The 25492-nt window shown below is 42.6% G+C and carries 21 protein-coding genes; 11 read left to right on the top strand and 10 right to left on the bottom strand.

Features of this window, described 5'->3' with window-relative positions; translation table 11 throughout:
* Window positions 1-81: 81 nt before the first annotated feature.
* Window positions 82-2670 carry a glycosyl hydrolase 115 family protein gene (locus HX021_RS18710; protein ID WP_286592078.1) on the bottom strand — a complete coding sequence of 863 codons (2589 nt, stop codon included), beginning with the start codon at window positions 2668-2670 and terminating at the stop codon, window positions 82-84.
* 314 nt (window positions 2671-2984) lie between these two features.
* Here HX021_RS18710 and HX021_RS18705 point away from each other — a divergent pair, with 314 nt between their 5' ends.
* The gene (locus HX021_RS18705) at window positions 2985-6989 is read left to right on the top strand and encodes a hybrid sensor histidine kinase/response regulator transcription factor (RefSeq protein WP_286592077.1); all 4005 of its coding nucleotides are present in this window, start codon (window positions 2985-2987) and stop codon (window positions 6987-6989) included.
* Window positions 6990-7141: 152 nt separating this feature from the next.
* On the opposite strand, the gene HX021_RS18700 is transcribed toward HX021_RS18705, so the two are convergent.
* The 4 genes from HX021_RS18700 to HX021_RS18685 all read right to left on the bottom strand — a co-directional run bounded on the left by HX021_RS18700 (window position 7142) and on the right by HX021_RS18685 (window position 10334).
* Window positions 7142-7720: an NAD(P)H-dependent oxidoreductase gene (locus HX021_RS18700; RefSeq protein WP_286592076.1), complete on the bottom strand. Its 579-nt coding sequence runs from the start codon at window positions 7718-7720 to the stop codon at window positions 7142-7144.
* Between the two features lie 76 nt (window positions 7721-7796).
* A complete protein-coding gene (locus HX021_RS18695) occupies window positions 7797-8621 on the bottom strand; it encodes a helix-turn-helix domain-containing protein (RefSeq protein ID WP_286592075.1) in 825 nt (274 codons plus the stop codon).
* 118 nt (window positions 8622-8739) lie between these two features.
* Window positions 8740-9309, bottom strand: coding sequence for a Crp/Fnr family transcriptional regulator (locus tag HX021_RS18690; protein WP_286592074.1), 570 nt, complete (start codon window positions 9307-9309; stop codon window positions 8740-8742).
* Complete coding sequence (locus HX021_RS18685) at window positions 9309-10334, bottom strand: SDR family oxidoreductase (RefSeq protein ID WP_286592073.1); 1026 nt, start codon at window positions 10332-10334, stop codon at window positions 9309-9311. The genes HX021_RS18690 and HX021_RS18685 overlap by 1 nt, the downstream gene beginning before the upstream one ends.
* A gap of 321 nt (window positions 10335-10655) precedes the next feature.
* Here HX021_RS18685 and HX021_RS18680 point away from each other — a divergent pair, with 321 nt between their 5' ends.
* The 6 genes from HX021_RS18680 (at window position 10656) to HX021_RS18655 (ending at window position 15223) form a co-directional block, all read left to right on the top strand.
* Window positions 10656-11690 (top strand): OmpA family protein, encoded by a 1035-nt coding sequence (locus tag HX021_RS18680; RefSeq protein WP_286592072.1) that lies wholly within the window; start codon window positions 10656-10658, stop codon window positions 11688-11690.
* 237 nt (window positions 11691-11927) lie between these two features.
* Entirely contained in the window at window positions 11928-12656 is a 729-nt protein-coding gene (locus tag HX021_RS18675) for a sulfite exporter TauE/SafE family protein (RefSeq protein ID WP_286592071.1), read from the top strand.
* A 352-nt stretch (window positions 12657-13008) separates the two neighbouring features.
* A complete protein-coding gene (locus tag HX021_RS18670) occupies window positions 13009-13650 on the top strand; it encodes a DNA alkylation repair protein (protein ID WP_286592070.1) in 642 nt (213 codons plus the stop codon).
* Window positions 13651-13809: 159 nt separating this feature from the next.
* On the top strand, window positions 13810-14112 hold the full coding sequence (locus HX021_RS18665; protein ID WP_286592069.1) for a hypothetical protein: 303 nt from the start codon (window positions 13810-13812) through the stop codon (window positions 14110-14112).
* A gap of 224 nt (window positions 14113-14336) precedes the next feature.
* A complete protein-coding gene (locus tag HX021_RS18660) occupies window positions 14337-14774 on the top strand; it encodes a pyridoxamine 5'-phosphate oxidase family protein (protein ID WP_286592068.1) in 438 nt (145 codons plus the stop codon).
* 71 nt (window positions 14775-14845) lie between these two features.
* Entirely contained in the window at window positions 14846-15223 is a 378-nt protein-coding gene (locus HX021_RS18655) for a nuclear transport factor 2 family protein (RefSeq protein WP_286592067.1), read from the top strand.
* Window positions 15224-15229: 6 nt separating this feature from the next.
* Here the strand turns inward: HX021_RS18655 and HX021_RS18650 are convergent, their stop codons facing one another.
* The 3 genes from HX021_RS18650 to HX021_RS18640 all read right to left on the bottom strand — a co-directional run bounded on the left by HX021_RS18650 (window position 15230) and on the right by HX021_RS18640 (window position 18235).
* On the bottom strand, window positions 15230-16069 hold the full coding sequence (locus HX021_RS18650) for an AraC family transcriptional regulator (protein WP_286592066.1): 840 nt from the start codon (window positions 16067-16069) through the stop codon (window positions 15230-15232).
* Window positions 16070-16210: 141 nt separating this feature from the next.
* A complete protein-coding gene (locus tag HX021_RS18645; RefSeq protein ID WP_286592065.1) occupies window positions 16211-16909 on the bottom strand; it encodes a peroxiredoxin-like family protein in 699 nt (232 codons plus the stop codon).
* 105 nt (window positions 16910-17014) lie between these two features.
* Window positions 17015-18235, bottom strand: coding sequence for a spondin domain-containing protein (locus HX021_RS18640; RefSeq protein WP_286592064.1), 1221 nt, complete (start codon window positions 18233-18235; stop codon window positions 17015-17017).
* A 170-nt stretch (window positions 18236-18405) separates the two neighbouring features.
* On the opposite strand from HX021_RS18640, the gene HX021_RS18635 reads away from it, so the two are divergent.
* Both HX021_RS18635 and HX021_RS18630 read left to right on the top strand, forming a co-directional pair.
* Window positions 18406-18603 carry a hypothetical protein gene (locus tag HX021_RS18635; RefSeq protein WP_286592063.1) on the top strand — a complete coding sequence of 66 codons (198 nt, stop codon included), beginning with the start codon at window positions 18406-18408 and terminating at the stop codon, window positions 18601-18603.
* Window positions 18604-18724: 121 nt separating this feature from the next.
* The gene (locus HX021_RS18630; RefSeq protein ID WP_286592062.1) at window positions 18725-19810 is read left to right on the top strand and encodes an acyltransferase family protein; all 1086 of its coding nucleotides are present in this window, start codon (window positions 18725-18727) and stop codon (window positions 19808-19810) included.
* An 80-nt stretch (window positions 19811-19890) separates the two neighbouring features.
* Here the strand turns inward: HX021_RS18630 and HX021_RS18625 are convergent, their stop codons facing one another.
* A complete protein-coding gene (locus tag HX021_RS18625; RefSeq protein WP_286592061.1) occupies window positions 19891-21435 on the bottom strand; it encodes an alpha-N-arabinofuranosidase in 1545 nt (514 codons plus the stop codon).
* Window positions 21436-21910: 475 nt separating this feature from the next.
* Here HX021_RS18625 and HX021_RS18620 point away from each other — a divergent pair, with 475 nt between their 5' ends.
* A complete protein-coding gene (locus HX021_RS18620) occupies window positions 21911-22159 on the top strand; it encodes a hypothetical protein (RefSeq protein WP_286592060.1) in 249 nt (82 codons plus the stop codon).
* Between the two features lie 175 nt (window positions 22160-22334).
* Here the strand turns inward: HX021_RS18620 and HX021_RS18615 are convergent, their stop codons facing one another.
* Window positions 22335-22727, bottom strand: coding sequence for a hypothetical protein (locus HX021_RS18615; RefSeq protein WP_286592058.1), 393 nt, complete (start codon window positions 22725-22727; stop codon window positions 22335-22337).
* A gap of 290 nt (window positions 22728-23017) precedes the next feature.
* On the opposite strand from HX021_RS18615, the gene HX021_RS18610 reads away from it, so the two are divergent.
* Window positions 23018-25378 carry a TonB-dependent receptor gene (locus tag HX021_RS18610; protein WP_286592057.1) on the top strand — a complete coding sequence of 787 codons (2361 nt, stop codon included), beginning with the start codon at window positions 23018-23020 and terminating at the stop codon, window positions 25376-25378.
* The last annotated feature ends 114 nt before the right edge of the window (window positions 25379-25492 follow it).

The raw sequence follows: 25492 nt of genomic DNA, 5'->3' as shown, positions 1-25492 counted from the left end.
AGGCATTTGCGCTGCCTATGGCGTTTATCCATTATATTCCCGTATGTCCCATGGCTGCTTGTCGAACAGCGTTATTCGCTCTCAATAGCTGCTGAGTGTGGCACTCTCCCGTGGTCCCAAATACGATGGTTTGAGCCCACCTAGGTCTATAAGTACACGCTGCAGCACAATACCCGGGTCCAGGAAGCGGATTTTAAGCGTATGCTCCCCCGGTAGCAGGCTGTGAGCCGAAACACTTTCAATGATGCGGCGTGCCTGCCACTGGTCCAGTTCCCCTTTGTAGTGGCCATTAAAGTTGACCAGCGTTTCGGGACCGCCGTCTATCGATATGGCATAGCGCAGCCCCCGGTTGCCATTGAAGTTGAGTGTAGGCGACAGCAATGCGATAATCTTTGCTTCACACTTTTTTTTCACCCGGATCTTATATTCTAAGGCCGTGTTATCTTCCAGGCTTGCCGTTACCGGCAAGGTTGTCATTGCCGACACCGTCTTTCCGAGATCCGGGATCTCCGTCCACTGCACCCCAGGGGCACTGTGAACAGCCGCGTAACTGGCTGCCTCCATCGCGATATAGCCATCCGCCTCGACAAATACCTTTGACACAGAGTCTCCAACTGGATCAGGTAGATACCGGACGGTCGGCATAACTGCCTTGGACGGCTCATTCCATTTGCTGTAGCCGATGCGTACCTGGTCCATCATATGTACCCATTTGCCCCCGGCGATCTTATGGTTATAATGGTCGGTGAAAAGCGAATCTCTTCGGAAACAAGCCTTTACCCGATCGGCCCAATCATTTGCCCGAGGGTCATTCTGCGCATAGCAATAGTCGTTCATGGCTTTGGCATGGTACATTTCATACATGTTGGCACAGGCATTGATTGGGAATGCGACCAGCTGGTCGAAGGCATCCCGTAAGGAATCCGGCAGCAGGTAATAGAGACGTGAGGCCTCCATCGCCAAGGTCTTATAATCATGGACGACGCTGTCAAACTCGTTGTAATGCGACAGGCTAAAGGTTTTATCGTTCAGCAGTTCAGGAGTGACCCGATGGTTGTATTTGGTATAGCGGTTGATCAGGCCAGCAGTCTCGGCGGCATAAGCTTCGCCAAACTGCTGTCGGCACCAGTAGTGGGTGTAGGCCATGAGGTTGCCGGCGTTAAACCTGTCCGGGTCCCAGGCCATGTCCAAAAAAAACGAGATCGGAAATTCCATTGGCTTGAGATCCCCGACATTGACGATCCAGATGCGATCCACGCCATAGTGGTAGGTCAGGTTCATCTGTTCCCAGACACGCTGTATCTGGGATACATTGATCCATTTGGAATTACGGGGTCCCCCCACATAGTCAAAGTGGTAGTACATACCATAGCCGCCCTTGCGGGGTTTAGCATTCAGCTCTGGCAGCTTACGCACATTGCCCCAGTTGTCATCACAGAGCAGCAGCGTCACATCGTCCGGTACGCGCATTCCCTTATCATAATAGTCCTGCACTTCTTTGTAGAGGGCCCATAGTTGCGGTGTTTCGGCAGCAGACCGGCCCGTTGCCTTGGCGATCAGGCGGCGCTGGTCCCTGACGATCTGCTCGAGCAGCCCCACATTCTGCTCTTCGCTCATGGGCTCATCACCATCTCCCCGCATGGCGATGGTAATGATGGACTCCCAGCCCCGCGCGCGCTGCATCCCACCGCGCCAGAACTCCTGCAGTCCCGCTTTATTCTTGGTATAATCCCAGCTGCCTCCATTTCCATGGCGTTTCCATTCGGCCTGCGCCCTTGCCATCGGTTCGTGATGCGAGGTTCCCATGACGATGCCCATTTCATCCGCCAGCGGCCCATTGCGGGGATCATCATCGTAAAAGGCACTCCCCCACATGGCCGGCCAGAGGTAGTTGGCCTTGAGCCGTAGCAGCAGTTCGAACACCTTTTCATAGAAATCCGCATTAAACCCACCAAACGTCGCTTTGGACCAACCACTCAGCGCCGGCGCCTCATCGTTGAGGAAAATACCGCGGTACCTGACCTTGGGCTCTCCCTGTGTATAAAGGCCAGGCTTGACATACAGCTGTGCCGCTTTGCGGACTGGCACATCCGCCCAGTAATACCAGGGCGACACGCCGATCTGGGCCGACAGTTCGTAAATGCCGTAAATGGTGCCGCGCTTGTCGCTGCCGGCGATGACCAGGGCCGATTCAAGCCCGTCCAGGGGCTGCCTGACCACCGTCATGACAAACTTTTCCCGCTTTCCGGCCAGCTCTTTACTGTCCAGAAGACCTTTACGGACAAGGCTGTCGATCAGTGCCGATTTGCCATAGGTACCGATAATTATTTTGGAGCGGCTCTGTTGCTGCTGGCCTGGATTATGGCCCGTGACACGCACAAAGTCTTTTTTCAGCTGATCAAAAGCCCGCAATACCCCCTTATGGTCCTGCGGATCGATGAGCATGGGCAATGGGACCGCATTCGTGACCAAGGGCAGATACCCTGGCCTGGCCTCCCCGACCACAAAGGCAGCAGCTGCCGTATCCGGACGGGCGAGCGTTATAGCCCTAGCGGAACCGGCAAAGCAGTATACAAGCAGCACTAGTAATAGGTAACTGCCGTAACGGCGCCCCGTCAAAAAGTCGGTACCCATCCTGATAAAGGACAAATCAATTTTATTCAATAACATGATGATCTTATTTACAATTGGTATTTCCCTGTTCCCGAGTCCAGCGCATACCGTTGCCCACTAATAAGACGGACCACGAGATGCAGTGCATGATCTCATTCTGGAAATTTAAAATTAGGACTCTTTCACTGCACGGGCATTCGTGTCCGTTACATTCCTTTTGGCCTTTGTTGCAAAACAGCACGACGATGTTTCATATTTATTTCTATTTGTTTCATATTCGTCAAAAACGGCGTTTATAAGATCACAGCCAATTTTTTCCTTTTTGAGTCGCGCAATAATATGTATCTTGAACAGCATAAACCAATAAACCAATGAGGAGGGATTTTTTTTCGACAATCATTTTAGTATTTGCTTTTGTACTCTATACACATGGACAAGCCACGCGTATTTATGACAATAGAGATTATGGTTTTGGCGAACTTTCTTCCAATCTCACCAATAGCATCTGTCAGGATAAGCATGGTTATATATGGACTGCCACCGAATATGGACTCAACAAATTCGACGGCACCCGTTTTGTACAATATATCCATGATGTGCAGGACAGCACCTCGATATCCAGCAACAATATCATTATCCTCTATCTGGATCGTGACAAAAGGCTCTGGGTAGGCTGCAACAATGGTCTGCAGTATTATGATGAAAACAGCGACCAGTTTGTGCGTATCCATTTCCCAAATCAGATCGCTCCACATATCACAGATATCATCCATAAAAAAGACGGCAGTATTTGGGTAGCCACCTCAGGCTGGGGAATTTTTGCCATTGAGCCAAATCGCAAACAGGCTCTATCCTTGCCCCATCTCAATTCAATGGTAGGGGGAATGTTTGTCCGCAGCATCTTTGAAGACCGAAACTATACAGTTTGGGTGGCCGTGGACCGTGTGGGTGTATCCCGGATTTCGGCCGACCAACGGCAAGTGAAACACATTGTTTCCGACCTGCTGCCCGAGCCCAAGGGCGGCAACTACGACATCGTCCAGCAGGTCGATGGCAGAATCCTGTTTGCATCGCCATCCAAAATTTGCCGTTATGATGCCGCGAAAAACAATTTTGAACCGGTAACTTTCAATGAAAAAAGTCAGTCTACCGTCAGTGAGGTTCAGCTGTCCAAAACCAAAAAAGATCATCTGCTGATCAGTACGGAAGGCGACGGTCTCTGGTACCTGGACCTTGCGCGTACACCACTGACGGCTGTGCGGGCCGAACTTCCCAATCTGGACAACAACTACCGACATGGGCGTATTCGCACCTTTCTGCAGGATCGGGAAAATAACCTCTGGCTCGGCTGGTTTCAGCGGGGGCTGGTCTTTATCCCTGTTCAGAGCCGGCAGTTTGAATTCTGGCGTATTCTGGATCTCGAAGAATCGGACAAAAAAAACATCAGTGCCATCACTGGGGATGATAAGGGCAACATCTGGTATGCCATAGACTACGAGGGTATCTTTAAGGCCGCCCCGCATGGGGACGCCCACCATAAGATCCTTTCAATACAAGATGTCACCAAGCTGGAGACTGGGGCTGATGGTACAATCTGGTTCAGCACATACAGCAAAGGCCTGGGACAAATTGATCCCCGTAGTGGTCAGGCCAACTACCTGAATATCTGCAGCAACAAGCAGGTCCAGACCTTTGCCCTAGGCAAAAACAATAAAATCTATATCGCGACCTTTGGTGCTGGATTTGTCGAGTACGATAGACAGACCGGGGTAACGCGCAGCTTCAGTATGAATACAACCAATTCCAGTGCCGGCAGCTTAGCCAACGACTGGATCTATACGATACTATGCGATGAGGATGGCCTGGTCTGGCTGGGCCATCATAAAGGTGTCAGCTGCTATAATCCGGCCAATAACAGCTTTACCCAACCATATACCGATGCCAGGCTATCCGAACAGATCACACTTTCCCTTCTGGAGGACCAGGTAGGTAATATCTGGGCAGGCACGTACAATGGACTCTATCAGATCAACAAAAAAACAGGCTCGACGAGCAGTTATACTACCAACAACGGCCTTTCCAGCAATGTAATATCAGGCCTGGGCTGGGACCGCAGGGGGCATATCTGGTGTAGTACCTTCAAGGGGATCAATTGCCTCAACCCCGCAACTGGCAAAGTCGTCAGTTACTATACAGGGGACGGTCTGGTCGACAGATCCTACAACCGGGGCGCATACTACGCGAATGGCTCCGGTAAAATCTATTACGGGGGCAAACAGGGTATTACGGCTTTCTCTCCAGAAAAAATACAGTTGCAGACCTACTCTTACCCCGTTCTGATCACCAATCTGTATGTCAAAAATCAGCCTATAAAGCCTGGTATGTCCCCCAGTGGCAGTGTCATCTACCGTGATGATCTCATGGCGGCCAGCGAATTCTTTTTCCATAGCAATGACGATAGCTTTACCTTTGAGCTGTCTACCATGGACTTCAACAGTCCCGAAAACGTCCATTATGAGTACCGCATCAAGGGGATCAACAAAAGCTGGAATGCCACATTGCCAGGTGTCAATCTGATCACCTACAACAACCTATCTTCGGGTGACCATGAACTCGAAATACGGGCCTGTAAATTTGGGGCCTATTCTCCGAGCCGCACAGTGCTGCTGCATATCCTGCCGCCCTGGTACCTGAGCGGCATGGCTTATTTTGTGTACTTTCTGCTGATCGTCGGGTTCATATTCCTCGTCAGCAAATACCTCCATGAGCGGAGACTCGAGCGGTTGCATGCCTTTCGGTTACAGCTCTTTACTGATATCTCACATGAGATCCGTTCACCCCTAACCCTAGTAATGAGTCCGATCGACAAACTGATCAAGAATGCGTCAGACCCGCAGAGCAAATCTACCCTTCACAATATGAACCGTAATGCACAGCGCATCCTCAACCTAGTCAATCAACTGCTCGATGTCCGCAAATTGGAAAGCGGGCACCTCGACCTCAAGTTTGCCCCTGTCAATGCAGTACATTATGTACAACAGGTGATCAGGGCATTTGAGGATCAGGCTGCAGCTCGTCGGATTCAGCTGGCGGTGCACAGTGCAGTCGACGATATCCCCTTGTGGATAGATACGGGTAACTTTGAAAAGATTATCCACAATATTGTGTCCAATGCCTTTAAATTTACGCCTGACGGAGGGCAGATCGCCATTTCGCTCGCTGTCCAACAGGGGAAAAAAGGGCGCGAAATCCTACAGCTTGTCATCAGCGATACCGGCTCAGGAATTGCTGAGAACGATATCCGCCGTGTGTTTAAGCGATACTACCAGTCCACTGCCGGAAAGGCTTACCCGGGTCAGGGCTCCGGCATCGGCCTACATCTAACCAAAGTCCTTGTCGAGCTCCATGGCGGGCAGGTACATGCCGAAAACAGAAAGGACCATAGTGGCAGCCGCTTTGTGATCAGTCTTCCACTGGGCAACATGCACCTGCGCAAGGAAGACATCGTGACATCGCACCCGATAAGTCCATCTATACCACAACAACAGGAAAAAACTGCTACCATTGAGCAGCTCCCGTCCAAGACAGGTTACCATAAGACCGGTTACAAAATCCTTGTAATCGACGACGATAGGGACATCTTACAGTTTCTGTGTCAGGAGCTGGCAACAGCTTATCGGATTCTGGTTGCCGAGAACGGTAACGAAGGATTTCAGCTTGCCCTGGCAGAACTGCCAGACCTGATTATCTCCGACGTGGCCATGCCAACCATGGATGGCTATACACTGGTCAGGAAGATCAAAGGTAACAGTACGACCAATCATATTCCGGTCATCCTACTGACGGCCAAGATCAACCCCGAAGACCGCATGGAGGGCATTGGTCTTGGAGCAGATGCCTACCTAACGAAGCCCTTTATGGTCGACGAGCTCCATTTGATAGTGGGGAACCTGATCAAAAACCGTATGAAAGTAAAGGGTAAATTTTCGGGGGCGCAACAGCAAGAGGGTCGAGTAAAAACAATAAGCTTCAAATCCAGTGATGAGCAGCTGATGGAACGTATCCTCAAAACCGTCAACCAATATCTGGAGAATCCGGAGTTCAATGTGCAATTTTTGGCCGACGAAGTCGGGCTGAGCCGTGTACAGCTTCACCGAAAGGTGAAATCGCTGACGGGCATCTCCACCGGCGAGTTTATCCGCAATATCAGGCTGCAACAGGCCGAAAAACTGTTGCTTGAGAAGAAGATGAATATCTCGCAAGTCGCCTATGCACTCGGTTTTACCAATCAGACGCATTTCACCACCCTCTTCAAGAAAGTGTATGGTCTAAGCCCGACCGAGTATATCCAGCGACACTGCTATAAGGAAAATTGAGATGGATTAATCAACTTTTACGCTAAACGCACCTAGAATATTACATCAGAGACATACCAACATATGATCTTACCGTTTTTTTCCGATCCAATAATGGGGCTAGCTGTGAATGATAGAGTGCATACACTAGCTGCAATTGAAAACCCTCGCGATTAGGATTGTAGATAAGCGTTGCTGATTTCGGACAACCAATACTCTACATCCTCCAGACTGACACGATCGGCACGGTCAAAGAAGAAATGTCTTTTAATATCTAACCCGCAATAAGTATATATTCCCCTATCTGAAGTCAGTTTAAGGGCCTGATCCATCCCTATAGCAGCATATTCTGATTTTGACTTACCATGGGAATTAATAATATAAGTGGACTTGCCAGTCAATAATCCTTTCTGACCCCCTTGATCATAGCGGTAAGCAAAACCATAACTGAACACCCTGTCAATATATCCTTTCATTATTGCAGGCATGCCTGTCCACCAAATGGGGTAAATAAAGGTAATCGTATCTGCCCATGAAATAAATTCTTGTTCTTTTGTGATATCATCGGCTACAATCCCTTTTCGTTGCCCGCTGATATCCTCGTAGGAGAATACGGGATCAAAATTCAGTTGATATAGGTCCCTTACAATGACTTCATGATTCTGTTGTTGAAGAATCTTTTCAACCGTGTGCTTAAATAGATTATTCAAACTTTCCTGATTAGGATGTGCATAAACGATAAGATGTTTCATACTTCTTGTTTTTATTTTAATGAACAATACAAAAGTAGTATGACCAGGGAAGAGAAAATTGTAAGAAAACGAAATGTTATTCAGCTGAAGACTGACAGATGTCCTGTTGAAATTTCAGGTAACTTTTAGGGGAAAGGTGAATGAAATGCTTGAAATCATGAATAAGCTGACTTTGATCATAATACCCACATATGCCAATGACATCAGACCAATCAACTTTATTTTTTGACATGACAAACTCTTGAATGAGTTGGATCGCTTTTAGAAAACGTCGGTACCTATTCATTTCTTTCGCTGTATAGCCAAAGTATTTTTTGTGCAGCAGCTGGATATTCCGCTCACTTTGTCCTGTTGTTTGGGCGATGGACTTAATAATGCTTTCTGAATCTGATTCAAACGTTGTCAATAGTGCAGAAATTGTATGCTGTGCCTGTAAATAGGGCTTACAAAAATCGAGTATACAATTCACTTTAGCTGAAACCGATGGAATGGTATTTAATTGACTCCATAAATGCGTAAAGCAATTTTCATCCATTGCAGCATCCGGATTGATCGGTTCTTTGTCTGAAAGATATGCGCTTCCAAAAAAACGGTAAAATGCATCGGCCTTAAAATTAGCGACTAAAATCTGTGATCCAGGGGGTAGTGTATATTGAAACGCAGATTTAATAGGCCCTAGCACAATACATTTATCCATTTCAACTTCTCTTCCTTGCCTTGAGTTCAGGACTGCCTTGGCACCAAAATTAAATACCATAACCGTTTGAAAAGATGGGATCAATGTGTTGGTCTGTGGCTGCGATGAACTGTTCCCGGCAAAATAAAAATGAGAGAATACTTCCGAAAACTCGGCCGAAACAGTCAATCTATAACTAGTATATCCTTGTTTGTCTTTCTTCATCTGTTTATCTTGTTAAAGATCGTATTAATAGTGCTCGTCAGAAATCTTCTTTTTACCCCGGTAATTTACCGAAAAGGATAATACTGTTGAAGTCGACACAACGATATGAATGCTCCTTTTAAGTCAGTTCTTTTCTTATCCTACTCAGGGATTGGGGTGTGATCTTTAGATAAGAAGCAATATACTGTTGTGGAACCTGCTGAACGATCTGTGGGTAACGTCTCAAAAGTTCCAGGTATTTGGTCTTTGCATCTCCATAGTTTAAAAAATCATTGTCTTTGAGCTTTTGCAATAGCGCAGCCTCGCTCAGGGTTTTAAAGTAAATATATAGATTCGGTATAGTCTGATAATACCGTTCAAAAGTAGAAAACGCAATCGTATAGATCTTGCAGGGCATAACAGCCTGAAGAGCCTCTGTGGCCGGTTGCTTGGTATAATAACTTTCAAGATTGGCAAAAAACTGATGTTCTTTCACAAAGTGCTTGGTGACATCGTTGCCTACAGCATCTACCCCCAGCAATCGAACGACACCAGTATCTACAAAGATGATCTCAGCGGCAACCTCGTAGAGATCCTCGATATAGGTTCCACCCTTAACATGACGTAATTTAAAGCCTGCGGCAAGGATATCAATATCGCTTGCCGAAAGGATGCCTCCAAAGGAAAGTGCAGACTTGAGCTTTTCCATTATTTTACAATTTGTAGATCCAAAAGACTCTTGGCACAGGCGACGACAGCTTCCCTAACGCCAATGGGTTGCCATCCCAACTCCTTGGTCGCTTTAGTTAGATCTGTGTTCCTTCGGACCATCTCCAATAAAATTGGTTTTAGCTCTGGCTGAAACTGTGCGATCATCTTGGTTATAAAGTTAGGAAATTCTGCCGTAGGAATTTTCCGTTCGGGAAAATACTCCTGAAGAATAAGGGCGACATCCTTGAACCTTAAATATCCCGCCCCAGCAATATACCTATTTCCTGCAGCTTTTGGGTTTTCCATCGCCCGGATAAGCAGATCTGCCACAGAACGGACATCGACAATATCGAAACCAATCTTGGGTAAGGCGGGAGAGCTCCCTTTTAACAAAGCGGCAACGATCTCAGCCGAAGTGCCATAATCTTTTTCGAGCACTGGCCCCAGAATAGCTCCCGGGCAGACAGTAACCAATTCTAAGGAGCTAGGATTATTTGCCATAAAATCCCAGGCTGCTTTTTCTGCAATGGTCTTACTTTTATAATATGGGGTCAGATCATCTTTGCTGTTACTATCGGTCCAGTCGTTTTCAGTGAAAACTTTACTCGGATTTTGCACGGACTGTCCATAGGCCACTGCGGCGAGTGAAGAAGTCATCACCACTCGCTTGACAGCATTATCTGTGGCTGCTTTTAAAATGCTCAATGTGCCATTTTTGGCCGGAAGTATCAGTTCATCTTCTTTTTTGGGTAGTGTAGCCGGAAAAGGTGATGCCACATGCTGAATATAATCAACATCTTGAGCAAGCTCCGCCCAGATGTTGCCATCGTTTAGATCGGCCACAGCAAAACTTAATTTTGCCAGATGATCTGTATGCTGCCTGATCACATCGCTAATAGCTGGGATCTTATCTTGATTACGCAAGGTGCCGATCACTTCATAACCTTTGTTCAATAACTGAATCGCAGTATGTGCGCCTAAAAAACCGGTAATACCAGTCAATAATACTTTCTTTGTTTCCATAACTTTTTTTTCTAAAGTTCAGCAGACGGAGGCACTCCACAATTACCATTTGGTAAGAAATACAATGGTCTACACCCTATTCAAATCTTTTGCAAAGTTGCATGCACATCCGGATACAGTTTAAAAAGGTTATAAAAAAATCCTTGTTTTCGAGGATTGTACATTGTCATTGGACGGCATATATTTGCTATATGTATTAAAGGATGGAAAGATGAACTAATTTGGACTTGTGTATCACAAAAATTGGGATTAAATTTGATAGCAGCGCATCTTGTTTCCATCATGACTAATGCGTTAATGCAATTATTAAATTTAAAACGTATGAACTCATCATTAAAACCATTGGCCCTGTGTTCGATTTTGTTATCTATGCTGTTTACGGCCTGCAATAACGGTAATAATAAGAACAAAACAGAAACCGGCACACAGACAGACAGTACTGAAACAAGCGCACAGCCACAGACCGAAGTGCCAGCTGCAGAAAAAGGATTTGATATCAGCAGTATCCCGGTATCGGAGCAGGAGCTTGGCCCCTTCCCCTTCTTTAGCTTTCCCGAAGGATTGGAGGAACAGAACAAACCCATTCAGCGAAAGTTTGACCGGATTTACTTCCCTATTGATGGCAAGATGACCGCGATAGAAGGTAAAGTATGGAAAACAAATGTGACGGTTACATCAGGCAATTATGACGACTGGTCGCTTCCTTTTTTCGAAAAAAGCTATGATGAAGCCATCAAAGCTGTGGGCGGGGTAAAAATCTTTGATGGGGAAATCAGCCAGGAAGAATATGACCGTTATCACAAAGAGGCTACCTATTTAGGTGAAGAGGGCTCTATCGGCTATACGGGACAGAAGATAAAAGTATATGCCATACATCGGGCCGATGGTGCAGATATTTACATCCAGCTAACGGGCAATACGGCAGGAGGTTATCTCAACATCCTACAAAAAGAGGCGTTCAAGCAGACCATCACGATGTTAAAGTCTGACCAGATACAGAAAGAGCTGGACGAAAAAGGAAAAGCTGTGCTCTACATCAATTTTGATGTGGACAAAGCCTCTCTCAAACCTGACGGAAAAGATGCTGTGGCAGAAATCATAAAGGTGCTACAAAAAGACAGTAATCTAAAGATCAGCATCGAGGGGCATACCGACGATACCGGTAATGCGACACATAACCAAAAGCTTTCAGAAAGTCGTGCCGCAACGGTCATGGATGAACTGATCAAAGCCGGGATCAATACCTCACGTCTAAAAGCAGTGGGCTATGGTGCAGAAAAACCACTTGTAGCCAATGATTCGGAGGATAACAAAGCTAAAAATAGACGTGTCGAACTGGTAAAAATGAATCCATAAAGATAAATATGCTCGCTGGCAACAATGGTTTCTTATATTATATGCGGCTAACTTTGTAGGAGAAATTATAGTTTAATGGTACCGGTCCGGATCAGGCTGTTTGATCGAAATACTTCACGAAAAACATCGCAAAGTATAGCGTATTGAAACCCTCAATTTGACAGGAAAAGGTTTGCAATAACGGCCTTATTATTGTAAATTTAGGTTCTCAAAAAAATAATCAAAAGTTCTTCTGCATTGACAATTTTATTTATTCTTATCATCAGTTTTATTGCTTCCTTAGTACGTTCAACATTGGGTTTTGGCGAATCGTTAATTGCTGTTCCGCTCTTCCTGTTTTTCTTGCCCGTCGATGTTGCTGTGCCTTTATCTGTTATGCTCTCTGTGGTCATTGCACTTGTCATTGTGATACAGGATCATAAAAAAATCTATTTCAACAGCGCCAAATGGTTGATTTTCTATGCCGTACTAGGGGTACCTATAGGCCTTATCATCTTAATGTACGGAAATGAGACCTTCGTAAAGACTGCCCTTGGGGTACTAATCATCCTGTACTCCCTATATTCGTTATATTTTACCAACAACAGATACCTGAGAGAAGACAGCAAATTTTGGTTATTTGTCTGCGGTTTTTTATCTGGAATATTTGGTGGCGCATACGGCGTGAATGGCCCTCCTTTAGTGGTCTACGGTAATTTAAGGCAATGGAGTGCCAAGCACTTCCGGGCAACGCTTCAAGCCTATTTTTTACCTGTTAGCTTGGTGAGCGTCATCGGATATTATGCAAAGGGCCTTATTACAACAGAGGTCAACAGCTATTTTTTCATTGCATTGGCAACTGCCATCCCTGCCGTCTTTTTAGGCAGGTACTTAAACCACCAATTAAAAGATGGTACGTTCTTTAAGTATGTGTACTGGGGGCTTATATTGATAAGCCTTATACTAATTGGCAGCACCTTGCTATAAACTGAATCCATAAAAGACCTCATTGACGGTACCAAGATCCGTTCAGGGGAAAGGAGTTCGTATCGCATACCGATCAGGCTAACCTGTTTAGATAATCCATAGGTGATCATGTCTGATCACCTATGGTGCATTCGGCTGAAAAGCAAATCTAATGTGCCTCACCAAACCTAATAATGCTGTCGTTTTTAAGGGCCCGGACTGGATTAAGAGCATGACACGGTTGTCTAGCAGGTCTATATTCTGGTAACTATAATTGCCAGGCTATTGAACCGATAAGATCATAGGGATATTCTTTCCATTTTTATTAAAAAAATATTTATTTTACATTTATCGTTAAAAACAAATGATGGTTATGAACTTTTCCCTACAAGCAGAAGACATCTTAGCCAAAATTACTGCTGATACCAGACTGGGAGACCTTAGAAAGGTCGCAGCTGTGATTAAAAAAGACCATGCACTGGCACTGGAACTTTGGTCAACTGGACAATTCTTGCCCCGGCAGTTAGCCATTTTGATTATGGACAAGAAACAGCTTTCGCAATCATTTATTGACACTTTGGATAGAGATATCAGGCAGCATCGACCAGCTGAACAGCTTCAATTGACAGACTGGTTAATGGCAAACCAGCTTTCCAAAGACAAAAAGACAATTTCATTCATGGAGACATGGGAAAACAGTCGGTCTTCCCTGCTGAGACGAACTTTCTGGTATTATCAGGCTCGTTTACGATGGGTTGGTCAAATACCACCACCAAACAGTGAGGAATTAATTGCTAAAATTGAATCTCGTATTGAACAGGAAGTACCAGAAGTACAATGGGCAATGAATTTTACGATGGCCCAGATTGGAATTTTTGAAGAAAAATATCGTTCGAGATGTATTGCGTTTGGAGAACGTACTGGACTGTATAAAGATGAAATCGTTCCTAAAAATTGTACCCCTAATTATTTACCTCAATTTATAGCCATACAGGTAAAGAAACTAAAAAAATAAACTGACTTACAGTCCCAGCTCCAACAGATAAACGCAATAGCTTGTACAGAGCCTAAAACAGGAGGATATAGTGGAGCCTGCCCATAAATAAATTTTGAAATTAAAATTCCGGTGAACCTTACAGGCTGGTCAAATGTTCTCTATTTAAATTTGAATAATATGAACAGATTAAAAAGCAAAAAGAATGGATACCAGGAGATGTTTATTTTTCTTATGATGATGGATATCCCGAACCCTGCCCCCCGTGAACCTGATCCAGATCTCATAAAACAGCGAGAAGACACCCCATCTGCCGATGAAGAGGATCGTATAGAAGATACTGATCCGAATAATAAAGATCCGAATACTGATCTTTCGGGCATTAAAGATGACCGTACTCACAATACTGAAGAAGCACAAACTGAACAGGAAAAAAAGGATAATGAAGATGAACCTGATCTTTCAGGTGAAATCAATGTTTAATCACCGTTTTCGTTTTAAGGATGAAAAGATATTTTTCTTTACTAAGAACTACACAAAACTCTAATGATAGGGCTTAGGTAAGAAAATGAATGTTGGATCCAACGACTCAGTAAATAGAATTTCAAAGACAGCAAATACGGTGGAAGAACCAGTGGAGATAGAGAATGAACTATTTGATAAGTTACCGTATTTTAGTAAATTAGTAAGGCCAAACACTTCATACAATGCTTGGAGATTTAAATAAAAAGGAAATAGATGATTTATTGAAAAGACAGTTTATTGGTCGTTTAGGCTGTCATCTAGAGGGTGAAACCTATATTGTTCCTATTAATTATGTTTATCAGAATAATGCGATATATGCTCATTCCGGCGAGGGAAAAAAATTAGAAATGCTCCGTGGCAATCCTCGTGTGTGCTTCCAAGTCGATGAAATTGAAAGCATGTTTAAATGGAAAAGCGTGATCCTTTGGGGGACTTTTGAAGAATTGAAAGGCCAAGAACGTCAACAGGTCATGCAAGGATTGATTTTGCGAATTATGCCAAATACGAATGACGCTGGAAGAGATCCTTCCCATGGTATTCCTCCGGAACTGCATGACAATCTGATTGTCTATAAAATAAATATTCAACAAGGAACAGGACGGTTCGAAATCCATGAATAAAGAGCTTTGCCTCTTTGTACAGCACAGATGATTTATTATATAAAGTTCATCTTATACTTATAAAATCCAATATGCACAAAATAACTAAAGAAACCGTTGCTAAAGCGGAGAACGAGCTTTTCTTGGCCCAATTAGCAAGCAATGTGGATGCCCTTGACCAATTATTGGATGATAATCTCATTGCAGTTGGGCCTACAGGACAAATGTTAACGAAAGAAATGGACTTGGATACGCATCGATCGAAAACAATGGTTATCGAAGACGCCTCAACGGAAATTGATGATATTAGTATATTCGAAGATACAGCGCTTTCCATCGTAACGATGACTGCGAAGGGAAAAGTAATGGGGGCACCTTTAGAAGGAAGATTCAGGTATTTTAGGGTCTGGAAACATGTAGGCGGTACATTAAAAGTTATTGGCGCAAGTTTCATGCAGTTGCCTGAATAGCGCTGGCTAGCGATTTTTAAAATCAGAAATATTCGTTCCTGAATAGGTTTTAAAAAATCGGCTAAAATGTGCTGGACTCTCAAAACCAAGTTCGTATGCGACTTCTTTTGCTGATTTTTCGGTGTAATGGAAATAACGTTTAGCTTCAAGCATAATTCTGTTGCGAATCAGGATCGAAGGTGCTGGCTGCCTTAACAAGGCAAAGACATTACTCAATGTTTTCGGTGACTTGTTGAGCGCCGCAGCGTAAAACTTGACTTCGTGCTCCTGCTTAAAATTACATTCCAGCAATAATGCAAATTTTCTGATGATATCCATTTTTTCATCCGTGAATTGCTGATAGCTTTCACTCTGGAGCTTTGCAATCCTTGTCGTATTGATAATTACTCTTTTAAGCAGTGTGCGCAACATTTCTCCCTGAAAATTGTCATTCACTTTAAGTTCATTGGAAAATACAGCCTCCAGATGGTTCATTTCTTCTTCGGCGGCTTCATTTAACGTGATGAACATGGGATGTCTAATACCATAGAATAGAAATCCCACACAGCCTACTTCGACATCATGGTCAACGATACAATAGAATTCCCGATTAAATTGCCACGCAGTTAGCGTATCAGGATGTTCAAATATAAAATGCTGATTGGAGACTAAAGGGAGAATGCATTTGGCTGGCATGGTATAGGTGATCTCATCGATCAGCACTGTCTGTTCTCCACCCTTATTGTAGACAAAGGTATTAATGGGTGGGGAACCTGGATGGCGAAGTCCTTTTCCGGAAAGCAATTTATTGTCATTATGCATCACGAACCGTGCTGCTGTTGCCCTATCGTTATACTCCTTAATCATTTTTTTAACCTCTTACAGCCATGTTAAATTTAAGTATTTTCTGACAAATGCCTGTTCTCTATACTAGAAATTGTTTTCCAAAAGCAGCACCCAGCAATCCATTCCAATGATCCATCCAATTCTATCTATTGTCCGAATGGCCTAACCCGCGTTCTTAATACTTGTCGCTACAGTTATTAGGAGATCAGGTTCCAATCGTTGTTTAAAATCAGGATTTATATACTCGAAGCGTATTAGGCCCATTTGATCCAATATAAATACAGATGGTACTGGTAGTAAAAGATCAACATCCTTTCCGCCCGATGTGTTTGACAGCATCTCCCAATAACTTTTAGGTGCTTTGAAAGCGATCCCCATTTGCTTGGAGAAGGTAAGATCTGCATCCGACAGCAATGTATAGCTCAATTTTTCTTTTGCTGCCGACTGCATTAATCCATTGGGAGAATCAGTGCTCACCGCAATTAATTGATAGCCCAACTCTTCGAGCTTCGGAAAAGCTTCCTGTAAACCTGACAGTTGACTGGTACAATAAGGGCACCAGCCGCCACGATAAAACACTAAAATAGTGGGTTTTTCGGCAATAGCTTTTTTCAGGTTAAAACTATTGCCGGAAGCATCAGATAATACCGCCATTGGGATTTTTTCACCATAAAGCAGTGGGCTAATATCTTCCGCTTTCTCTGGAATCATACCAGACTCCATTTGCATTTCCATTTTATTCACATAGGGGGCATTAATTGTCGCTTCTTTTTCCTGTGCCTGCACATGTGCCGCCAAACACATCGTAAACAATGTAATGGCTATAAGCCCGCAGAATCGTTCTCTTCTTAAATTATTCATGTTACAATACCGATTTATTATTTATTTGTTATCCGATGGACTATCTCTCTTCCACACCTTTGCCAGGGCCATTCAATAACTTCATTGGCTACAACTTGAGATCTATCAGTTGATAGTTACTTTAATTATTTTCGCCATTGATGGCAGCATCGTGAAAGCATTTGGGTTAGGTACTGCTTTGATTGGTTTACTTTCGGTCAAAGGTGTACCACCCAATCCTGCCTGCGCGTTACCCGCTCCCGGGAATTGATCAAGTGCTGTTCCGTTATCAAACAATCCTATTGAAGATGTCACATCACCTTTTGTGGTGGCATCTATTCCATTATCTTTTGAAGCGAAGAACCAATCATTGGAAAACCCATACATCGTTGCAATAGCTAGACGATCTCCTTCGGAAACAGTTAACTGTTGTGAAACACGTCCTCCTGGCTGCCCACCATTTGGAGGAAGTAAAACTGTTGTACTCGCTGCTGGAAGAACATAAACGTCTTTAACACCTGCTACCGTTTTAAGATTGGCGGCTAAACCTGCCGCGTCACCTTTTTGTGCCAAATCCTTCAATCCTTTTCCTCGGTCATTTTCACCTACCTTATAAATTGGGTTTTCATTGGCTCGATATACAACGACCAGTACTGGTGATAGTGGAGTGAAAATACCTGTCTGTGCAGTCAGGTAATTGGCCAACTTACTGTTGTCACCCATTTCAGCGATGGCCGTCATGCCATCAGTACTGGGCTTGCCTGCTTCATATAATGGATTAGGGTTTAATAAATTTCCGCCAGCGCTATAGGAAACAGCCCATACTCCGGGACTAAACGGTGTGGGATTAGCTGTGCCACCAGAAATATTGCTTATGGTCAAAGTAAAATATGAATCACCATCATAATGCAGTAATGCTTTCATAAGCATTGAAGCTTCAGCATAGGTATTCCCCTGAGCATCGGTTCCATTGACTTCTGTAACAGTCTTCGGTGTGACTTCTGCTGTACCTGGATGGATGACAGTGGCACCTGGTTTTTGATTAATGCGCGTACCGTTATCCCATAATTTAATTTGTGCAGATACATTCCCCTCAATAGGGGTACCATTATCCTGATACAATTTTATACCTGGATTTGTGGGGGCAAAAAACAAGTCATTCGACCATCCATACATCGAGGCAAAACTCAGGGCTTGACCTTTGGCGGCTGAGAATTTAATGGAAATTGATTCTCCGGGCATAATCACAGGAGAGGTTCCGTTATTTTTGAAAGTTCCGGATTCTACCAATGGTTTGGCATCCAATATATTTTCTATGGTGATGGTCGCCGCTGATGTTTGTGGCATATCATCATTTTTACTACATGCGCTTAGGACCAATGACACGAACGCCAGACCTAACCCGATTGAATGTTTACACTTCATAATGAAATCTATTTTAATCACATTACAAATGTAAATTCAGTCCGAGCTGTTGGCCGTATCTGTATTTCCCGTTGTGTTGTAGATACTTCCCGATGAAACTATTTAGCCTTCAAACCTCTTCATTGCCCAATGAGGGATTTATATTTGCCAACTTTATAACAGGAAAACTGATTTCTCTTTCTGTCTATGCGAGCGATATCCTTTATTTAATTGCAGAAGTATCAAAGACATTCTGGTTCTTCTGTATCATCTCATTTCTTTTTAACTTCAGTACTATTGAAGCTCCTTAGAGAATAGAACTTTCCTTGAAAATGGTCTTCTGTAGCAAAGAATTTACGTGCCCCAAATATGAAGTATAGATAAAAAAACTACTTTTAAGGTTCACAACGTGTAAATGTCAACCTGAACGAAATGAACCTACTTTCTACTGATGCTTCCGTCTCCTCACAAAAGCCCCATTTCATTTTACTTGATGGTCTAAGGGGGATTGCCGCATTAATTATATTATTGTTTCATTATCTAGAAATGATTTATGTTAATGATTATGAATCCAATTGGTTAGGCCATGGTTATCTGGCTGTTGACTTCTTTTTTTGCCTGTCTGGGTTTGTGATTGCCTATGCTTATGATGGGCGGATAGACCAGATCGGGATCAAAAAGTTCTTTACCAATCGGCTGGTCAGGTTACATCCACTTGTCGTATTCGGAACGTTGATAGGGCTCATAGGCTACCTTTTCAATCCTTTTATTCCTGATCCGGCATCGTCAGGAATGGCAAAAATCATCTTTGCAAGCCTGTTCTCACTTATACTGCTTCCTTTTCCTTTTATTGACTATCGTGGTGGTGGTCTATTTCCTTTTAATACCCCATCCTGGTCTCTATTTTTCGAATATATCGCTAATATCATTTACGCAGTGGTCCTTTCTCGGATTGCCAGATCGAAGCTTTTGGTGCTTTGTCTGCTAGCGGGTGCTTTTTTAGTGCTCTGTGCCTCCAGGGCTGGCTGGCTTATCGGTGGCTGGGATATACTTTCTGTGACAGATGGTATTGCACGGGTAAGTTTCTCCTTTCTTGCAGGAATGCTTATCTATAGATATCAGCTTATTATTCCTAACAAACAGAATTACTTGATCCTCTGTCTGCTGTTCACTGCAGTTTTTTTCTTTCCGCATCACAACGGCGACTGGATCTCCGAATGTATTATTGTGATGTTGGTGTTCCCCCTTTTTCTCAGTATAGCCGCAGGAACTTCGGTAACTAAAAAGGCTTCAGTATTTCTTTCATTTATAGGAAACCTTTCTTATCCACTTTATATGACTCATATTACCTCGGTTTGGTTATTTGGTGATTACTATACAATGCATCAGCCTAACGGGATTAAATTGGTAGGAATAGTAACGGGATTAATGCTATTCAATTTACTGATCGCCTATGTGGTTATGCGATGGGTTGATACGCCTTTACGTAAAAAACTGACAGCACTGCAAAGAAAATGATGCCCCTGTAGCGGTGAGTATAGTTCTTTTGCGAATCATAACAGCGCCTGAAGACTACAGGGATATCTATTCAAATCCGTTTATTGGAGTTCCAGAACAATCACCGAAAATGCAGGAATCTCAATTTCCACAACGCCGTTTATTATTTTTGCCTCTTGATATACAGCTGGCTTAATCCTTGTTGGCTGTTTAAATGAATTATAAGCCCTGAGATCGTCCGAGCTAAGAATACGACCATGAACTTTTGTGGCCTTCAGTCCTCCAAGATCAATACGTAGCTTATTTTTCTTTTTCGGATCGATATTGACTAAAGAAATATGTGTACGTCCCTCTCTATCCTGAGATGCCGAAACGGAGAGTGCCGGAATTTTCTCATTATTAAATTCAAAATCGGTCGACTGCAGCGCAATAGGAATCAATTTTGCATCCTGATGTACCTTATACATTTCCATCACATGATAAGTTGGTGTTAAAATCATGTTTTTGCCTTCAGTTAGGATAACAGCCTGTAGTACGTTTACAGCTTGGGCCAAGTTGGCCATTTTTACCCTGCGGGCATGATTATTAAAGATATTTAACGTCATCCCGGCAATCATGGCATCACGCATGGTATTTTGTTGGTATAAAAATCCAGGATTGGTGCCTGGCTCAACTTCATACCAACCGCCCCATTCATCGACGATAAGATCGACTTTTCCATCTGGATCGTATTTGTCCATAATGGCCATATTCTTTTCCACCAACTCATTCATAAACCAAGCGGATTTCATGGTTTTAAAATATTCCTCATCCGAATAATGTACGGCAGAACCTTTCTTATTCCAATTGATCACCGCATAATGATGGAGCCCCATTCCTTTCATCAAGCTTGCAGGAATTTTCTTCATCAACGTTTCTGTCCAATTATAATCAGCACTGTTCGCTCCAGAGGCTATACGATACAGGCCACTTCCATTGGTCCAATCTGACATAAAGGTGGCATATTTACGGAAGATATCTGTATAATAATCCGCTGTCATATTTCCACCACAGCCCCAAGATTCATTTCCTACTCCCCAAAACTTAACCTTCCAGGGCTCATGCCGACCATTTTTGCGTCTTAGGTCCGACATCGGGCTTTTACCTGCAAAATTCACATATTGAACCCAGTCCGTCAATTCCTGCACTTCACCACTTCCCACATTACCGGCCAAATAAGGTTCTGCCCCCAGCAATTCACACATATTGAGAAAATCATGGGTGCCAAATGAATTGTCCTCGGTCACTCCTCCCCACCAGTTATTTACCATTGATGGACGCTGTGCCTTGGGACCAATGCCATCCTTCCAATGATAAGTATCCGCAAAACATCCACCAGGCCAACGCAGATTGGGAATATTCAATTTCTTTAAGGCCTCAATAACATCTACGCGAACACCGCCTGTATGGGGAATAGAATCATTTTTCTCCCCCACATAAAAACCATCATATATACAGCGTCCTAAATGTTCAGCAAAATGCCCATAAATATGCCTGCTTATTGTTAGCTCCTGCTCTGGACGTTCTAATTTCACCTCACTTTGACCAAATAGCATTCCATTAGACAGGACAAATGCTATTCCTATTATAAATTTTAGTTTCATCATAAAAAACTTTATTCGTTTACGAAGATCATAATTTCTTATTCAGCTATCGGTCTTATCTGTCTGGAATCACCACGATTTCTACCAGAAGATGTCACAATAAGCACGCAATTCGAGCAATCCTGAAACATATTGGGCTAACGACCAATATCTCAAATAATCTATCTTTTAGCTGAATTGGTTTATAATTTTAGTTTTAACCTTTTCAGTTTCCGTGCATAGTTAGGTATGCAGCAAACAATTAATGTCAAATTAACATTTATATTTCAAATAGAAAAGAAATATTTATTATTTCTAACACGAAGAATCTTTCATTTCGATCTCTTTTTGTTACACTTCTATGCGTTTCAGGTCACTACTTGAAACTTCCTGAACTTGCTATTGGAGGTACTCAGTGCCATTAATTACCATATAAGGAGCCAGTCCAACGCCTTTTCAAGATCTGCGGTTTATATTTTTTTTTGTATATTATCTCACTATGAAAATAGTAGAAATAACTAAAGAGAGACTACAGGATGCCCAAAAAGATGGGTATACGGTGTTAATTACTAAGTTAAATTCAGATCCACTATCCCCGATTTGGGTCTTTGACAAGATCGAACAAGAAAAAATCGAAAGGAACAAAGAAATGCTTCATGAGAATTATCAATTATGCTATTCAATCAAGGAAGCTATTAATACTATTGATAACCGCCCTTTTATTGGAAAATTACAACTGATAAATTAATGGTGAATTCCATCTGTTGAGTTGAACACAAAAAAATGCACAGACATGTGCTAATCAAAAGTTTAAAATAATTATATACTTCATAATCCTGCAGAAAATATATACATATGCATATTTTCCGCAGGATTTTATAGTTTAAGAACAGAATAATGAATATTCACGCTGTCCTAAACGACTAATTCACTTGAGGAAAAATCAGTTTTGGCTTTCCATCCTCACAGGTAACTCCAGTCGGTTTGGCGACAGCCCTACAATCTGATACGATATTGTACTTTTTATTGAAATCCTTTTCCTTCTGTGTATATTCCTCAATGAGGTCGTCTATGTCCTCCTCATCCAGTTCTGTAGGATACGCAATATATTCCTGCGGTCCACCACAGGCTTTGCTTCCAAGTTCCATCACCACCCATTCCTCTTGGTTGTCACAGGGGACCTGGCTAATCCTGTCCTTTATTTCCTGTTTCATTCTGTCCAGTTCCATTCTTTCGGCTTCTCTTCCGCTGGTTTCATCCTTGCTGCAGGCTCCAAATACGGAGATCGCAACAAACAGTATAAGAATTCTTTTCATGATCTTAACTTTTAAGTTTCGGAATATAACAACACTCCATGATTCAATCATAACGAATTAAAACAGGAGCTTTTTAACTCATAACATCCCATATCCGTGCCAAAAAAACAATCAACACAGGGTAAGAATCCGACAAGGTCAGATAGGACTGTTGGTTTTATATAGATTTGTAATGAGCCTTTACCTCTTTATCAAAATATTTCTTTTACAATATTATTTAGAACAATTAAAAATAATATACCTTTATGCCAGCTAAAGCTAATTTAAGTCTTTATACATATTTCGGTTAAATGAAAATTAAACAAACTGATGGAGCAACATTAATGGCCCTATTGCTTTCGGGTTCATTTTCTTTATCATCAATTGACCATGCGACGGCGAAATCTATCATCAACGATCGACCGTTGATCAGTTCTTCAAAACTATCACAGCATTTATACCCTCAGCAACAGTGTATCATCAGCGGGCGCATTGTGGATAAGCAAGGTCTACCGTTAGCCAATGCCCATATTCACCTGCAATATGGAAACGCAACAAAATCAGACAAGGATGGTTTTTTTAAACTTACCAACGTAAATTATGGAAAAAACCGTATCCTGATAAGCTTAATTGGGTTTCAACAGGTTGTGCAAGATATCGACATTGTCGAAGAGCAGCTAAACATGGGTACTATTGCCATGAATACAAAACAGCAGCATTTGGATGAGGTCGTCGTAACAGCAAGCCGATTGGCAGAAAATATCAGTGAAGTGCCATCTACGGTCACCTACATCGGCGGGTCAGCTTTGGATCAGCAAAGGCAAATCAACGATAACTTACCGGCTATCTTGATGCAAAAAGTACCCAGCATCTCTCCTAGTGAAGAAAGTCAGAATAATTTTATTGCGAAAATTCGGGGTCGAAATTTTTTGGTTTTAATTGATGGCATTCCACAGTCTACTCCACTGCGTAATGGTGGCCGTGATTTACGGACTATCGATGCAAGTGCCATAGACCATATCGAAGTTGTCAATGGAGCTACGGCAATGTATGGTAACGGAGCCGCTGGTGGTGTCATAAATTATATTACTAAAAAAGCGGAGAAAGGAAAGAAATTAAGTTCTTCAACTTATTTGAATAATTCATTGAGCTTAGCCAAACCGAATGAAACTTATGGCTATAATATCGCACAAGTATTTTCAGGTCAATTAGATCAATGGGACTATGTGGTTCAGGGTAAGGCTGGACATACAGGTGTTGTGCGCAGTTCTGATGCTTCAGTCGTTAGTCCATTTTATGGATTGGGAGAAACAAAATCTTATAACGCATTGGCCAAGATTGGCTATCAAATCGCACCTGATCATCGCCTTGAATTTATGGGCAACTATTATCGTAGTTTACAGGATAGCAAATATGTGGGTACAAAAGGAGACTTTGGTCACTCCTCTGCCATAGGTATTCCTTCTGATACTGTGATTAATGGCGGTACCCCCTATAACAAAGCCCTCCACCTTAAATATGATGGTCAATATGGACGAACAGCGGCAAACTTAAGTCTGTATTATGAGGACATGAATACCGTATTTGAAACTTATAACCAAAACTATTCGGATCATAAGGGTGCACGACTTAATTTTAACACACCATTTCAGCTAGGATCAAACCGTCAGGTTTCTTTAATTTATGGTATAGATTTGTTAAAGGACCATACCGTTCAGAAAACTTTGAAAGATGACTGGGTAACACCAGATATGGATATGCGCAACACAGCGCTTTTTCTACAGAGCAAGTTTAACTTAGGAGCTGATTGGATCTTAAAAGGAGGTTTACGCTATGAAAATATCCGACTAAAAGTCGGAGACCTGACAAAAAATGGTAAACTAACCGTGGGTGAAAAGAACAACTCTGATGCAGTGGTCTTTAACTTAGCAGCCCGCTACAATAAATATAATTATCTGCAACCCTTTGCTTCTTTTTCTCAAGGATATTCTATCGGTGATATTGGTCTAGTATTGCGCAATGGAGTACCATTGAACCAAATAGACCCAAAACCAGTAATAGTCAATAATTTTGAATTGGGGTTAAATGGAAAAATGTCTATTTGGGATTATCAGCTAACAGGTTATTATAGTACTTCCAAAAGAGGGAACACCTTCGCTGAAACATCAACCCCTGGGAATTATGAGCTTACTCAAGTACCTCAACGCATCTACGGCTTAGAATTTGTTGGCCATGTCAATCCTATTCGATGGCTATCTTTGGGAACAATATTAGGCTATATGGATGGGCGTCAAGACTTAAGTAATGATGGAAATTATGATGATAAGCTTGACAATGCGACATTATCCCCATTCAAAATAAATGTAAATGCGGACCTCAAATTAACAAATCGATGGAATATTTATCTGCAATATCTCCATTTGGGTGGAAGGGACGTATTTCCGGCAAACGAATATAACTACGGAAAATACCCTATTTCAGGATATAACCTAGTTGATTTCCAAACCCGATATAAATTACAGAAGATCACATTTTCATTTTCTGTCAACAATCTTTTCAATGCTGACTATTATCCCATCCATGCTGAAGTACGTGGAGCTACAAACGAAGGCCGTTATTATATAAAAGGATCTGGAACTGTAGCCAATTTGGGGATACAGTTGGATTTATAGACAATACGCTAACATATCTGTGAGTCATTGGATTAATTTTTCATGGCTACTAATATAAATTTTCTAGTTACCGACTATCAGGACTTTCGGTAACTAGAAAATTTATTTAAAGCT

This window comes from Sphingobacterium sp. N143 (genome assembly GCF_030325625.1).
Taxonomy (GTDB): Bacteria; Bacteroidota; Bacteroidia; order Sphingobacteriales; family Sphingobacteriaceae; genus Sphingobacterium.
This window is presented reverse-complemented; position numbering and strand designations above follow the sequence as displayed.

Excerpts from the sequence above, each read along its gene's own strand:
- HX021_RS18710 (WP_286592078.1), bottom strand. The coding sequence starts at position 2,670 with ATGTTATTGAATAAAATTGATTTGTCCTTTATCAGGATGGGTACCGAC.
- HX021_RS18705 (WP_286592077.1), top strand. The coding sequence starts at position 2,985 with ATGAGGAGGGATTTTTTTTCGACAATCATTTTAGTATTTGCTTTTGTA.
- HX021_RS18700 (WP_286592076.1), bottom strand. The coding sequence starts at position 7,720 with ATGAAACATCTTATCGTTTATGCACATCCTAATCAGGAAAGTTTGAAT.
- HX021_RS18695 (WP_286592075.1), bottom strand. The coding sequence starts at position 8,621 with ATGAAGAAAGACAAACAAGGATATACTAGTTATAGATTGACTGTTTCG.
- HX021_RS18690 (WP_286592074.1), bottom strand. The coding sequence starts at position 9,309 with ATGGAAAAGCTCAAGTCTGCACTTTCCTTTGGAGGCATCCTTTCGGCA.
- HX021_RS18685 (WP_286592073.1), bottom strand. The coding sequence starts at position 10,334 with ATGGAAACAAAGAAAGTATTATTGACTGGTATTACCGGTTTTTTAGGC.
- HX021_RS18680 (WP_286592072.1), top strand. The coding sequence starts at position 10,656 with ATGAACTCATCATTAAAACCATTGGCCCTGTGTTCGATTTTGTTATCT.
- HX021_RS18670 (WP_286592070.1), top strand. The coding sequence starts at position 13,009 with ATGAACTTTTCCCTACAAGCAGAAGACATCTTAGCCAAAATTACTGCT.
- HX021_RS18665 (WP_286592069.1), top strand. The coding sequence starts at position 13,810 with ATGAACAGATTAAAAAGCAAAAAGAATGGATACCAGGAGATGTTTATT.
- HX021_RS18660 (WP_286592068.1), top strand. The coding sequence starts at position 14,337 with ATGCTTGGAGATTTAAATAAAAAGGAAATAGATGATTTATTGAAAAGA.
- HX021_RS18655 (WP_286592067.1), top strand. The coding sequence starts at position 14,846 with ATGCACAAAATAACTAAAGAAACCGTTGCTAAAGCGGAGAACGAGCTT.
- HX021_RS18650 (WP_286592066.1), bottom strand. The coding sequence starts at position 16,069 with ATGATTAAGGAGTATAACGATAGGGCAACAGCAGCACGGTTCGTGATG.
- HX021_RS18645 (WP_286592065.1), bottom strand. The coding sequence starts at position 16,909 with ATGAATAATTTAAGAAGAGAACGATTCTGCGGGCTTATAGCCATTACA.
- HX021_RS18640 (WP_286592064.1), bottom strand. The coding sequence starts at position 18,235 with ATGCCACAAACATCAGCGGCGACCATCACCATAGAAAATATATTGGAT.
- HX021_RS18635 (WP_286592063.1), top strand. The coding sequence starts at position 18,406 with ATGAAACTATTTAGCCTTCAAACCTCTTCATTGCCCAATGAGGGATTT.
- HX021_RS18630 (WP_286592062.1), top strand. The coding sequence starts at position 18,725 with ATGAACCTACTTTCTACTGATGCTTCCGTCTCCTCACAAAAGCCCCAT.
- HX021_RS18625 (WP_286592061.1), bottom strand. The coding sequence starts at position 21,435 with ATGATGAAACTAAAATTTATAATAGGAATAGCATTTGTCCTGTCTAAT.
- HX021_RS18620 (WP_286592060.1), top strand. The coding sequence starts at position 21,911 with ATGAAAATAGTAGAAATAACTAAAGAGAGACTACAGGATGCCCAAAAA.
- HX021_RS18615 (WP_286592058.1), bottom strand. The coding sequence starts at position 22,727 with ATGAAAAGAATTCTTATACTGTTTGTTGCGATCTCCGTATTTGGAGCC.
- HX021_RS18610 (WP_286592057.1), top strand. The coding sequence starts at position 23,018 with ATGAAAATTAAACAAACTGATGGAGCAACATTAATGGCCCTATTGCTT.